Annotated in this window: 10 protein-coding genes and 1 pseudogene; 9 read left to right on the plus strand and 2 right to left on the minus strand. The window is 66.6% G+C overall.

The window, feature by feature from the left end:
• Window positions 1-16: 16 nt before the first annotated feature.
• Window positions 17-1,531: an acetyl-CoA hydrolase/transferase family protein gene (locus WS61_RS12425; protein WP_059500744.1), complete on the minus strand. Its 1,515-nt coding sequence runs from the start codon at window positions 1,529-1,531 to the stop codon at window positions 17-19.
• Window positions 1,532-2,185: 654 nt separating this feature from the next.
• Between WS61_RS12425 and WS61_RS12430 the strand changes: the two genes are divergently transcribed.
• The 9 genes from WS61_RS12430 (at window position 2,186) to WS61_RS12470 (ending at window position 10,950) form a co-directional block, all read left to right on the plus strand.
• Complete coding sequence (locus tag WS61_RS12430; RefSeq protein ID WP_034205040.1) at window positions 2,186-2,881, plus strand: CDP-alcohol phosphatidyltransferase family protein; 696 nt, start codon at window positions 2,186-2,188, stop codon at window positions 2,879-2,881.
• Window positions 2,878-3,687, plus strand: a complete 810-nt coding sequence (locus tag WS61_RS12435) for a 2OG-Fe(II) oxygenase (protein ID WP_059500745.1) — start codon at window positions 2,878-2,880, stop codon at window positions 3,685-3,687. Before WS61_RS12430 ends, WS61_RS12435 begins: the two co-directional genes overlap by 4 nt.
• On the plus strand, window positions 3,684-4,685 hold the full coding sequence (locus WS61_RS12440) for a TIGR00374 family protein (protein WP_059500746.1): 1,002 nt from the start codon (window positions 3,684-3,686) through the stop codon (window positions 4,683-4,685). The genes WS61_RS12435 and WS61_RS12440 overlap by 4 nt, the downstream gene beginning before the upstream one ends.
• Before the next feature lie 35 nt (window positions 4,686-4,720).
• Window positions 4,721-5,488 carry an NTP transferase domain-containing protein gene (locus WS61_RS12445; protein ID WP_034205043.1) on the plus strand — a complete coding sequence of 256 codons (768 nt, stop codon included), beginning with the start codon at window positions 4,721-4,723 and terminating at the stop codon, window positions 5,486-5,488.
• Entirely contained in the window at window positions 5,485-7,173 is a 1,689-nt protein-coding gene (gene aepX / locus WS61_RS12450) for a phosphoenolpyruvate mutase (RefSeq protein ID WP_034205044.1), read from the plus strand. The genes WS61_RS12445 and aepX overlap by 4 nt, the downstream gene beginning before the upstream one ends.
• Window positions 7,170-8,351, plus strand: a complete 1,182-nt coding sequence (gene aepY / locus WS61_RS12455) for a phosphonopyruvate decarboxylase (RefSeq protein ID WP_059500747.1) — start codon at window positions 7,170-7,172, stop codon at window positions 8,349-8,351. The genes aepX and aepY overlap by 4 nt, the downstream gene beginning before the upstream one ends.
• Complete coding sequence (locus WS61_RS12460; protein WP_059500748.1) at window positions 8,351-9,415, plus strand: 2-aminoethylphosphonate aminotransferase; 1,065 nt, start codon at window positions 8,351-8,353, stop codon at window positions 9,413-9,415. Before aepY ends, WS61_RS12460 begins: the two co-directional genes overlap by 1 nt.
• 180 nt (window positions 9,416-9,595) lie before the next feature.
• The gene (locus WS61_RS34850; RefSeq protein ID WP_136471266.1) at window positions 9,596-10,009 is read left to right on the plus strand and encodes a hypothetical protein; all 414 of its coding nucleotides are present in this window, start codon (window positions 9,596-9,598) and stop codon (window positions 10,007-10,009) included.
• Between the two features lie 122 nt (window positions 10,010-10,131).
• Window positions 10,132-10,950 carry a hypothetical protein gene (locus WS61_RS12470; RefSeq protein WP_059500750.1) on the plus strand — a complete coding sequence of 273 codons (819 nt, stop codon included), beginning with the start codon at window positions 10,132-10,134 and terminating at the stop codon, window positions 10,948-10,950.
• A 29-nt stretch (window positions 10,951-10,979) separates the two neighbouring features.
• Here the strand turns inward: WS61_RS12470 and WS61_RS12475 are convergent.
• Window positions 10,980-12,130 (minus strand): annotated as a pseudogene (locus tag WS61_RS12475) (acyltransferase family protein).
• Window positions 12,131-12,166: the final 36 nt, after the last annotated feature.

The following is a 12,166-nucleotide window of genomic DNA, read 5'->3' on the forward strand; positions in this document are numbered from 1 at the left end:
CCCGTCCGAGGCCGCGTCAGGCCTTCATCGTCCCGGTTCGCACGTAGCGCTCGTGCCACGACAGCGCCTCGGCGAGCAGATGCGGCGTGTGCTTGCCGAAGCTGTCGCGCGACGCGCGCTCGAAGTAGTCCTCGAGCATCGGCCGGTAGTCCGGGTGCGCGCAGCTCGCGATGATCTTGCGCGCGCGCTGCTTCGGCGACAGGCCGCGCAGGTCGGCCAGCCCCTGCTCGGTGACGACGACCGCGACGTCGTGCTCGGTATGGTCGACGTGGCTCGCCATCGGCACGATCCGCGAGATCGCCCCGCCCTTCGCGGTGCTTGCCGACATGAAGCACGACAGGTAGCCGTTGCGCGCGAAGTCGCCCGAGCCGCCGATGCCGTTCTGGATCTTCGTGCCCATCACGTGCGTCGAATTCACGTTGCCGTAGATGTCGGCCTCGATCATCCCGTTCATCGCGATGCAGCCGAGCCGGCGCACGAGTTCCGGATGGTTGCTGATCTCCTGCGGGCGCAGCACGATCTTCTCGCGGAACGTCGCGATTTCGTCGGCGAAGCGCTGCACGGCGGCCGGGCTCAGCGACAGCGCGGTGGCCGATGCGAAACTCAGCGTGCCGTCGTCGAGCAGGTCGAGCATGCCGTCCTGGATCACTTCCGTGTACGCGGTCAGGTTCGAGAAGCCGGCCGAGCTCAGTTCCGCGAGCACCGCGTTCGTGATGTTGCCGACGCCCGACTGCAGCGGCAGCAGGTTTTCCGGCAGGCGGCCGCGCTTCACTTCGTGACGCAGGAAGTCGATCAGTTGCAGCGCGATCTGCTTGGAGGTCGCATCCGGCGCGGTGAACGCATTGCTGCGATCGGGCGCGTCGGTCTCGACGATCGCGACGATCTTGTCGGCCGGGCAGCGCAGGTACGGCTCGCCGATCCGGTCGTCGCTCTTCGTCAGCGGAATCGGCTTGCGGTGCGGCGGCAGCGCGGTGCCGTAGTAGATGTCGTGCATCCCGTCGAGGCCGAGCGGCTGGCGCGCATTCACTTCGAGGATCACGTGCTTCGCGCGTTCGAGCCACGTCTTGTTGTTGCCGATCGACGCGGACGGAATCAGCAGGCCGTCCTCGCGAATGCCCGCGACTTCGACGATCGCGACGTCGAGATCGCCGTACAGCCCGAACCACGCGTATTGCGCGACGTGGCTCAGGTGGACGTCCTGATAGTCGACTTCGCCGCCGTTGATCTTGTCGCGCAACGTCGGGTCGGACTGGTACGGCAGCCGCATCGAGATGCCGTCGGTGCGGGCGAGCGCGCCGTCGAGTTCCGGTGCGGTCGATGCGCCCGTCAGCACGTTGATCCGGAAGTCCTCGCCGCGCGCGTGCGCCGCGTCGATGTGGGCGGCGAGCGCGGCCGGCACGGCCTTCGGATAGCCCGACCCGGTGAAGCCGCTCATGGCGACGGTCATGCCGGGGCGGATCAGCGCGGCGGCTTCGTCGGCGGTGCGGACGAGCGAACGCAGGGCGGGAGCGAGGATGCGTGAAGAAGACATGGCTGGTTATCTGACGCTTTGGTCTGTCGTTGACGTCGCGGGGGGTGTCTCCTGAGCGACGCGAAGCCCTTGGGGCCGCGAGGGGCGGCCCGGCACCACGGGCACGGCCGGAGTATCGCAGAGGCCATCGCCGCGAAATGTCCGCTGGATGCAAAAGATCCTTGCCGAATTTGCCGGGTATCGAACGAGCGTTCTGTGACAGGCGATCCGCCCGCGCCGAATGCACGCGAAAGGCGTGCGAAAGCATCGGGGCGAATCGTTGGTTCGCGATCGCCGACCGTCGCGCATCAATCGACGAGATTTCACCGACATTGACGAGCTCCGGTTCGGCAATCGCCGATACCCGTCCGGCGCGGCCGATTGTCGCCCGATGCGGCTTTTCCGGGCCTGACGGAGATCAAGATCGCATGCGCTGCGCGACGTCGGCCAACCGGCGCGAAAAACCCGCGCGATCCGCCTGCGAGGCCCATCCGGCCTTGACAGCCGCACGCGGCAAACCACACTGGAAGACGAGGTCGGCCGCCCGAATGGCCGCCCCGTTCACACGTGCGTTTCTGGAGCGGCCGATGCCTTCAAGACGCGGTAACACTCCCGTATGTCAGGACATTGATCGAATAAAAAGCAACAAATTACAATTCCGTATATATTTCGCCGATGGACCAAAGAAAAACCGCCACACGCCCCGAGCCACCCCCGCCACGCACCTGGGATGCGCGGCTCGCGCGCTCGCTCGTCCGACCGCTCGTCGATACGCCGGTCACTCCGAATCACCTCACCACCGTTCGTCTGCTGATCGGCCTCGCCGGCGCCTGGTGCCTCGCGCACGGCGGCTTCGGCTGGAGCAACGCAGGCGCGTTCCTGATCGTGCTGTCGAACTTCGTCGACCACACCGACGGCGAACTCGCGCGCATCAGCGGCAAGTCCAGCAAGATCGGTCATTTTTACGACCTGGCGGCCGATGCGCTCGTCACGGTCGCGCTGTTCGTCAGCATGGGCGTCGGCATCGTCGCCCAGGGCGGCCAGATGGCCGCGTCGCCGGTGCTGCTCGGCGCGGTGGCCGGCGCGGCCGTCGCGCTGATCTTCTTCCTGCGCATGCGGATCGAATCGATCGCCGGCAAGGCCGGCACCAAGCAGGCATTCGCCGGCGGCTTCGAGACGGAAGACGTGCTGTACCTGCTGCCGATCGTGACGCTCGTCGACGGCGTCGAGCCGTTCCTGCTCGCGGCGTCGATCGGCGCCCCGCTGTTTGCCGCCTGGGTCGTGATCGACTGGTGGCGCATCGTGCGGCGCGGCAACCTCCCGCAGAACCCGGCCGCGCAGAACCCAACCGAAATCCAGGCTTCCAAATGACTCCTAGCACGCGCGACGATTCCGTGCTGAGCCCGGCACGCCCTGCGCCCGTGCGCGCGGCCGCGGCCGATCCCGATCGCACCGTGGCCGACTGCGTCGGCCGGCTCGATCTCGACCGCCTGCGCGGCGACTACACGCGCCAGGGCTCGTTCCTCTACCTCGACGCGTTTCTGCCGGCCGACGCGCACGCGAAGCTGGCGAACGCCGCCCGCGCGATGCAGGCCAGCCTGAACCGCAATTACCTGCCCGGCCACAAGCAGGGCGGCAGCGTGAGCCGCCATACGATCGACGAGCAAGCGCCATACATCGCCGAGCTGTATCGGTCGAAGGCGCTGATCGGCTTCCTCGAGAAAATCACGGGCGACAAGCTGATGCTGTCGCCGGACGACGATCCGCACGCGTACGCGCTGTATTACTACACGAAGCCCGGCGACCACATCGGCTGGCACTACGACACGTCTTACTACGACGGCCGCCGCTACACGCTGCTGATCGGCGTGATCGACGAATCGTCGTGCCGGCTCGACTACGAGCTGCATACGCGCAACCCGGACGTCGCCGACGAACCGGGCTCCGTGCAGATCGCCGACGGCGGCATCGTGCTGTTCGACGGCGACAAGCTACGCCACCGCATCACGCCGCTTGGCCAGAACGAGATGCGCGTGTCGCTCACGTTCGAATACGTGACGAACCCCGGCATGCGGCCGTGGAAGCGCTTCATCTCTAACATGAAGGACGCGATCGCGTATTTCGGTTTCCGCCAGGTGTTCAAGCAACTGGCGACGCGACGCACGAGCGGGTCATGACACGCGCGGGCCTCATCCTGCTGTCCCTCGGGACCGCACTCTTCATCGCACTCCTGGCCTGGCAGGGCATCGGCGCGGTAGCGTCCACGTTCCTCGCTGCCGGCTGGGGCCTCGCGCTCGTCGCGGCGTTCCACGTCGTGCCGCTCGCGATCGACGCGGTCGCGATCTCCGTGATGTTCCGCCGCGGGCAGCCGGGCGCCGAACTCGGCAACGCGCTGCGCGCGCGCTGGGTCGGCGAATCGGTGAACAGCCTGCTGCCCGCCGGGCAGATCGGCGGCCCGGTGCTGATGGTGCGCCACCTCGCGCAGCGCGGCACGCGGATGGCCGATGCGGCCGCCGCCGTGACCGTCAGCACGACGATGCAGGCGCTCGCGCAAATGGCCTTCGCGCTGATCGGCATCGCCGCGTTCAGCCTGTATGCGACGCACGAGTCGGTCGCGCACCTGCGTACGCCCGCGCTGATCGCCACCGGCGTGCTCGGCGTGCTCGCCGTCGCGTTCTACGCAGCACAGCGGCGCGGACTGTTCGGCCGCGGGCTGCGCATCGCGTCGAAGCTGCTCGGCCCGCGCGACTGGTCGTCGCTCGCCACGCGCGCCGACGCGATCGACGACGCGGTGGGGGCGCTGTACCGCGATCGCGCGAAAGTCGCGAAGACCTTCGCATTGAGTCTCGCCGGCTGGATCGTCGGCACCGCGGAAGTGTGGCTCGCGCTGCACTTCCTCGGGCACCCGGTGAGCTGGCTCGACGCGCTGCTGCTCGAAAGCGTCGGCCAGGCGATTCGCGGGGCGGCCTTCGCGATCCCGGGCTCGCTCGGCGCGCAGGAAGGCGGTTACCTGCTGCTCGCGCCGCTGGTTGGGTTGCCGCCCGACGCGGCGCTCGCGCTGTCGCTCGCGAAGCGCGCGCGCGAACTCGCGCTCGGCCTGCCCGGCCTGCTCTATCTGCATTTCAGTGAAAGAAACTGGCAGCGGCGTCATGCGCCGCAGCCGCTCGCCGACTGATCGTTCAGATCGCCGGCTTTTTGGTTGGAGAACCCATGCGAGCCATCATTCTTGCGGCAGGCCTCGGCTTGCGCCTGCAACAACCGCCCGAAGCGCAGTTCCCGAAGTGCCTGCTGCGCTTCGACGACGTTTCGCTGCTCGAGCGCCATCTGCGCGTGCTCGACGCCGCGGGCGTCGACGAGATCGTGCTCGGGCTCGGCTTTCAGCACGAGAAGGTCGAGCAGGAACTGAAGCGCCTCGGCCGTCAGGCCGAGATCGTGATCAACGACCGCTACGACCTCGGCAGCGTGCTGACCGTGCATACCGTCGCCGATGCGATGACGCGCGGCGGCGACGTGCTGCTGATGGACGCAGACGTGCTGTACGACGAGAACATCCTGCACGCGCTGGTGGCCGACGCCGACAAGCCGGTCGATCGCCTGCTGATCGATCGCGACTTCGAGGCCGGCGACGAGCCCGTCAAGCTGTGCCTGAAGAACGGCGTGCCGGTCGAGCTGCGCAAGCAGCTCGCGGTCGACCTCGACTACGACACGATCGGCGAATCGGTCGGCTTCTTCCGCTTCACCGAAGGCACCGCGCGCCGCCTCGCGACGATCGTCGCGGGCTACGTCGACAGCGGCCGCGCGAACATGCCGCACGAGGAAGCCGTGCGCGACCTGCTGCTCGAAGGCGGCCATTCGTTCGACGTCGCCGACGTCACCGGCTCGCCGTGGATCGAGATCGACTTCCCGAACGACGTCGCACGCGCGACGCAAGACATTCTTCCCCTGATTCAACGCACCACCGCCGGAGCCGCACGATGAACGCACGCGAACCCAACTTCACCGAATCGCGCAGCGCGCGCCTGCGCCGCATGCTCGTCAGCAGCGACCTTGAATTCCTGATGGAAGCGCACAACGGCCTGTCCGCGCGGATCGTCCGCGAGGCCGGCTTCAAGGGGATCTGGGCGTCGGGCCTCGCGATCTCCGCGCAATTCGGCGTACGCGACAACAACGAAGCGAGCTGGACCCAGGTGGTCGACGTGCTCGAATTCATGGCCGACGCGAGCGACCTGCCGATCCTGCTCGACGGCGACACCGGCTACGGCAACTTCAACAACGTGCGCCGTCTCGTGAAGAAGCTCGAACAGCGCGGCATCGCAGGCGTCTGCATCGAGGACAAGCAGTTCCCGAAGACGAACAGCTTCATCGACGGCGAGCGCCAGCCGCTCGCCGAGATCGACGAGTTCTGCGGCAAGATCAAGGCCGGCAAGGATTCGCAGACCGATCCCGATTTCTCGATCGTCGCGCGCGTCGAGGCGCTGATCGCGGGCTGGGGGATGGACGAGGCGCTGCGCCGCGCGAACGCGTATGCCGAAGCCGGCGCCGATGCGATCCTGATCCACAGCAAGCTGTCGCGTCCGGACGAAATCCTGCAGTTCGCGCGCGAATGGAGCGGCAAGGCGCCGCTCGTGATCGTGCCGACCAAGTACTACAGCACGCCGACCGACGTGTTCCGCCAGGCCGGCATCAGCACCGTGATCTGGGCGAATCATCTGATCCGCGCGTCCGCGTCGGCAATGCAGGCCGTCGCGCGCGAGATCCACGAGAACGAAACGCTGATCAACGTCGAGGACCGCGTCGCGTCGGTCAACGAGATCTTCCGCCTGCAGGACGCCGACGAGTACTCGGCGGCCGAGCGCATCTACCTGTCGTCGTCGTCGCGCGCGTCGAACGCGGCGGTCGTGCTCGCCGCGAGCCGCGGCAAGGGCCTCGAAGCCGTCACCGAAGACAAGCCCAAGGTCATGCTGCCGGTCGCCGGCAAGCCGCTGTTGCGCTGGCTCGTCGACGGCTTCAAGAAGCAAGGCGTGAACGACATCACCGTGGTCGGCGGCTACCGCGCCGATGCGATCGACACGTCGGGCATCAAGCTCGTCGTCAACGAACGCCATGCGCAGACGGGTGAGCTCGCGTCGCTCGCCTGCGCGGCCGAACGACTGACCGGCGACACCGTGATCTCGTACGGCGACCTGTTGTTCCGCAGCTACATCCTGCGCGACCTCGCGGAGAGCGAGGCCGAGTTCAGCGTGGTGGTCGATTCGTCGCTGACCGAGCCGTCGAACCAGAGCGTGCGCGACTTCGCCCTCTGCTCTGCGGCCGACGATCGCGGCCTGTTCGGCCAGAAGACCTACCTGCAACGCGTGTCGAGCGACGTCGCCGCGGGCACCCCGCACGGCCGCTGGATCGGCCTGCTGAACGTGCGCGGCGCCGGTGTCGACCGCCTGAAGGCGATGCTCGCGACGCTGCAGGCACGTCCCGATTTCGACACGCTCGACATTCCGTCGCTGCTGAACGAACTGATCGCCGCCGGCGAGAAGATCGAGGTGCAGTACGTGCACGGCCACTGGCGCGGCGTCAACGACCTGGAAGACTTCCGCCGCGCGGGCGACTTCGCGCACGGCCAGACGCCGCTGTCCGAACCCGGCGCCGGCAACGGGGGCGCGCAATGATCGAAGCGGCACAGTTCGTCGAGGCCGCGCGCGAACGCGGCTTCGACTGGTACGCGGGCGTGCCCTGCTCGTACCTGACGCCGTTCATCAATTACGTGCTGCAGGACCCGACGCTGCACTACGTGTCGGCCGCGAACGAAGGCGACGCGGTCGCGCTGATCGCAGGCGCGACGCTCGGCGGCAAGCGCGGGATCGCGATGATGCAGAACTCGGGGCTCGGCAACGCGGTGAGCCCGCTCACGTCGCTGACCTGGACGTTCCGGCTGCCGCAGTTGCTGATCGTCACGTGGCGCGGCCAGCCCGGCGTGGCCGACGAGCCGCAGCACGCGCTGATGGGGCCGATCACGCCCGCGATGCTCGACACGATGGAGATCCCGTGGGAGACGTTCCCGACCGACCCCGAACAGGTCGGCCCGGCGCTCGACCGCGCGATCGCGCACATGGACGCGACGGGCCGCCCGTATGCGCTCGTGATGCAGAAAGGCAGCGTCGCGCCGTATGAATTGAAGGCGAACCCGGCCGCGAAGCCGCGCGCGCACGTCGCCGCGCAATCGTCGTCGCGCACCGTGCCGGCCGATGCATGGCCGACCCGCCACGACGCGTTGCAGCGCGTGATCGCGCATACGCCGGTCGATTCGACCGTCGTGCTCGCGTCGACCGGTTTCTGCGGCCGCGAACTCTACGCGCTCGACGATCGCCCGAACCAGCTGTACATGGTCGGCTCGATGGGCTGCGTGACGCCGCTCGCGCTCGGCCTCGCGCTCGCGCGCCCCGACCTGCGCGTGGTGGCCGTCGACGGTGACGGCGCCGCGCTGATGCGCATGGGCGTGTTCGCGACGCTCGGCGCCTATGGTCCGTCGAACCTCACGCACGTGCTGCTCGACAACGGCGCGCACGAATCGACCGGCGGCCAGGCGACCGTGTCGCAACATGTGTCGTTCGCGGGCGTTGCCGCCGCGTGCGGATATGCGTCGGCGGTCGAAGGCGATACGCTCGACGTGCTCGATGCGACGCTGGCCGCAACGGGCAATGGTGCGCAATTCGTTCGCGTGGCGATCCGCACGGGCGTGCCCGACGGCCTGCCCCGCCCGACCGTCACGCCGGTCGAGGTCAAGACCCGTCTGATGCGGCACATCGGCGCCGCGCAGACCGCCGCCCACGTTGAAGGAGCTCATTGATGCTGCTGCTGAACCCCGGCCCGGTCACGCTCACCGAACGCGTGCGCCGCAGCCTGCTGCAACCCGATCTGTGCCATCGCGAAGGCGAATTCTTCGACCTGCAGGACGAAGCGCGTGCGCGCCTCGTCGCCGCGTACGAACTCGATCCGGCCGAATGGGCCGCCGTGCTGATGACGGGTTCGGGCACCGCCGCCGTCGAGAGCATGATCGCGGCGCTCGTGCCGCAGGACGGCAAGCTGCTCGTGATCGAGAACGGCGTGTACGGCGAGCGGATCACGCAGATCGCCACGCAGTATGGGATCTCGCACGACGTGTTGAAGCATGAGTGGATGCAGGCGCCCGATCTCGCGCAGATCGGTGCGAAGCTCGACGCGGGCGGGTACTCGCATGTCGCCGTGATTCATCATGAAACGACGACGGGCCGGCTGAACGATCTCGGCGCGATTGCGGAAGTGTGTCGGGCGCGCGGTGTGAAGATGCTCGTGGATGGCGTCAGCAGCTTCGGCGCGGAAGCGATCGATTTTGAGGGCGGCGACATCGACGCGGTTGCCGCGACCGCGAACAAGTGCCTGCACGGCGTGCCGGGTGCGGCGTTCGTGATCGTGCGCCGCAGCGCGCTCGCGAAGGCTGCGAGCCGGACTTACTATCTCGATCTCGGTCGGCTTGCAAAACTGCAGGATCAGCGGAATACGCCGTTTACGCCGTCCGTGCACGCGTATTACGCGCTCGTCGAGGCGCTGCGCGAATTTGACGAGGCTGGCGGCTGGCGTGCGCGGCATGCGCATTACAAGGCGCTTGCGGATCAGGCGCAGGCGGGACTTGCTGCGCGCGGGATGCCGCTGGTGTTGCCGGAAGGTGCGTCGTCGGTCGTGCTGCGTGCGTATCGGTTGCCGCAGGGCGTCACGTACGAGACGCTGCATGACGGACTGAAGGCGCGTGGTTTCGTGATTTATGCGGGGCAAGGCGGGCTGTCGAAGGAGCTGTTCCGCATCTCGACGATGGGCGCAATTCAGGCGGCCGATGTCGAGCGGTTGCTGGATGGGTTTACGGCGTTGACGCGGTAAACGTCGTCCGCAACTTCGTCTACAAAAAGGCCCGCAAGGGCCTTTTTTGTTGTCATTTGCAAATTCCTGGGGCGTGGAACACGTTGTCGGCATTCGGCCACATTGAGACGTTCGACAGAGCGGCTTGAATCGCTGACAATTGACGCGTTGAAGCCGGAAGCCGCGATGCTAGGACGTAATATGCCAAACGATCTGAACCAGGCAGCCTATTGGGTTTCGTTTATCCTTGAGCACTGCCCGTTTCCAAATCGAGACGCGCTTGCGGCACAGTTCGCGAATGCAGAGATACTCAGAATCTGTAAATGTGGATGCAACAGTTTTGGCCTGTCGCTAGCCACGCCCGATAAAGTTCCTCCCATAGCCGTCGCTTCGAGTGGACAGCCTTATCGCATGGTGTTTGAAGCGGATTTCCGGGATCGGAGGGAACCGGAAGGTTGGGGGTCGATTGAGATTCTGCTCTTTGCCGACGAGTCAGGTCATCTAGCCGATGTCGAAATCGACTATTGCGGAAACGGCATACCCATCCCTGAAAGTCTGAATCTGGAAATCACGCCTTATAACGTCTTCGTCAGCGAATCGCTCATTGAGAATTAAGCGGGAATTGCGCATGCCGGTCGGGACGGTGAATGACCGCTATTGAGCAGATCGAGTGCCTGCAATGGGTCGGTAAGCGACTCCCACGCATATCAATGAAAACAACATCTCCTATCACGACAATGAGAATCCTGCTCTTTGCCCCGCTGCTGGCGCTCGCCGCCGCCCCCATCGCCCACGCCGCCGACAGCCAGGCTTGCAGCGACGAAACCGTGACGGCCATCGCCCGCTGGGCCGGCATCGCGAGCGCACGCATCGCCACGCGCGATGCGGACCGGCTCGTCGTCGCGTCGGCGTGCAAAGCCATGCCGAACGCACCGGAAACGACGATCGCGGCCGTCGCGTTCGATTCGCTGCCGAAAAGCAAGAATCCCGACGAAAGCAAAAAGCTGCAGGTGATCGCACTCGTCGAGGGCAGCAAGGTCGTGGCGGCCGATCGGTCGGTGGTCGAGGAGGATGCGGCGACCGAGATCGGCGAGAACAGCTATCGCATCGACACGGCGCCCTACCGCTTGTCGCCCGACGTGCGCGCGTTCGGCGTGGTGTTTACCAGCAGTGCACGCGGGCCGAGCTGCCCGGATGCCAACGCCAGTGAAGAGTTGACGCTGTGGGTGCGCGAAGGCAGCCGTATCCGCCCGGTGTTCGGCACCAACCTCTACGGCTGGGTCAGCGTCGAAGGCGACGCCTGCGGCCCGGGTGCAGGCGATGCGCGCAGCGAAGAGGCCCGCATGACGATCGCCATCGAGAAAACGTCGAGCCACGGCTTCGCCGACCTGTCGATCACGGCCCACATCACGCAGACGCAACGCAAGAACGGCGATTACTCGGATACGGGCAAGCGCACCGCACGCATGATCGTCCACTACGGCGGCAAGTCGTACGGCATCGACATGTTCCGGAACTTCTGGTATTCGCCGGCCGCGATGAAACGCTTCAAGTAACGCCGTGGGCGCGACACTGCCCCGCCCACCTACTCCATCACCTTCGGCCCATCGCGTCGGTCGGTGCCGGCATCCGCAATGCGTCGTCCCGCACGCGTCGCGCCTCGCGCGCCGAATAGCGATCCTTGAGCCGCAGGAACGGCTTCTCGACGAGAAAATAGCTGGCGGTCGCGGCAATCAGCGCCCACACGATGCCGAGCGGAAACGCATGCGCGACCGGCAGATTCGGATTCGCAAACGGCTGCTGCCACAGATAGAGACTGAACGAAATCGTGCCGACGAACACCACCGGCCCGGCGCGCAACCAGCGCGCGCACCAGAACTCGCTGCGAAAATTCAGCACGACGATCACGATCGCGATCAACGCGGCTTCGAGCGTCACGCCGTACGTCGCATTCCAGAAGCCGCCGAGCCGGTGTTCGGCGAGCGGCATGCCGAGCAGCACGACGAACACGAGCGCCGTCACGATGCGTGCCTCGCCGCGCCACGAGCCGACCCACGCTTCGAGCCGCTCGCGGTTGAGCGACGCATAGCAGCCGATCAGGATCGGATCGATACCCGTATGCAGCATCATCCCGAGTTGTCCGCGCAGCGCGGGCGCGAGGAAATACGTGGCGGCACGCACCAGCGGCACGATCAGGATCAGCGCGGCCAGCCAGCGCGTGCCGGCACGGCGCATGCCGAACACGAACAGCAGCGGCCAGAACCAGTAGAACTGCTCCTCGAGCGCGAGCGACCAGAAATGGCCGAGGTACCACGCACCGTCCGGATGCAACGCGTTGTCGCCGGTCAGCCCGAACCACGCCGAGTAATTCCACAGGTGCAGCGCCGCATAGAGCCATTGCCGGCGATCGACGTCGAACCAGCCGGTGAAGGCCGCGATCGCAACGGCCGCGAGATACACGTAGCAGGCCGGCCAGATCCGCAACGCGCGGCGCACGTAGAACGACGTCAGCGCGACACCGCCGGTGCGCGCGAACTCGGCGCGCAGCACGTTGGTGATCAGGAAACCGCTCAGCACGAAGAAGATCAGCACGCCGAGCCTGCCGTCGGCGATCAGCCGCAACGGCGCGTACCAGCCCGTATAGCCGCCGGGCAGCACATGCTCGGCATGACCGACGACGACCATCGCGACCGCGACGGCGCGCAACCCGGTCAACTGCGTGACGCGATGGTTCATCGGCTGGTGTCCGTTGGCACGGTAAAGGAACGGGAA

The sequence above is a fragment of the Burkholderia sp. ABCPW 11 genome, from assembly GCF_001523445.1.
In the GTDB taxonomy this organism is placed as follows: domain Bacteria; phylum Pseudomonadota; class Gammaproteobacteria; order Burkholderiales; family Burkholderiaceae; genus Burkholderia.

Coding starts and splice junctions, on each gene's coding strand:
- WS61_RS12425 (WP_059500744.1), bottom strand. CDS start 1,531: ATGTCTTCTTCACGCATCCTCGCTCCCGCCCTGCGTTCGCTCGTCCGC.
- WS61_RS12445 (WP_034205043.1), top strand. CDS start 4,721: ATGCGAGCCATCATTCTTGCGGCAGGCCTCGGCTTGCGCCTGCAACAA.
- WS61_RS12440 (WP_059500746.1), top strand. CDS start 3,684: ATGACACGCGCGGGCCTCATCCTGCTGTCCCTCGGGACCGCACTCTTC.
- WS61_RS12470 (WP_059500750.1), top strand. CDS start 10,132: ATGAGAATCCTGCTCTTTGCCCCGCTGCTGGCGCTCGCCGCCGCCCCC.
- WS61_RS34850 (WP_136471266.1), top strand. CDS start 9,596: ATGCCAAACGATCTGAACCAGGCAGCCTATTGGGTTTCGTTTATCCTT.
- aepX (WP_034205044.1), top strand. CDS start 5,485: ATGAACGCACGCGAACCCAACTTCACCGAATCGCGCAGCGCGCGCCTG.
- WS61_RS12430 (WP_034205040.1), top strand. CDS start 2,186: ATGGACCAAAGAAAAACCGCCACACGCCCCGAGCCACCCCCGCCACGC.
- WS61_RS12435 (WP_059500745.1), top strand. CDS start 2,878: ATGACTCCTAGCACGCGCGACGATTCCGTGCTGAGCCCGGCACGCCCT.
- aepY (WP_059500747.1), top strand. CDS start 7,170: ATGATCGAAGCGGCACAGTTCGTCGAGGCCGCGCGCGAACGCGGCTTC.
- WS61_RS12460 (WP_059500748.1), top strand. CDS start 8,351: ATGCTGCTGCTGAACCCCGGCCCGGTCACGCTCACCGAACGCGTGCGC.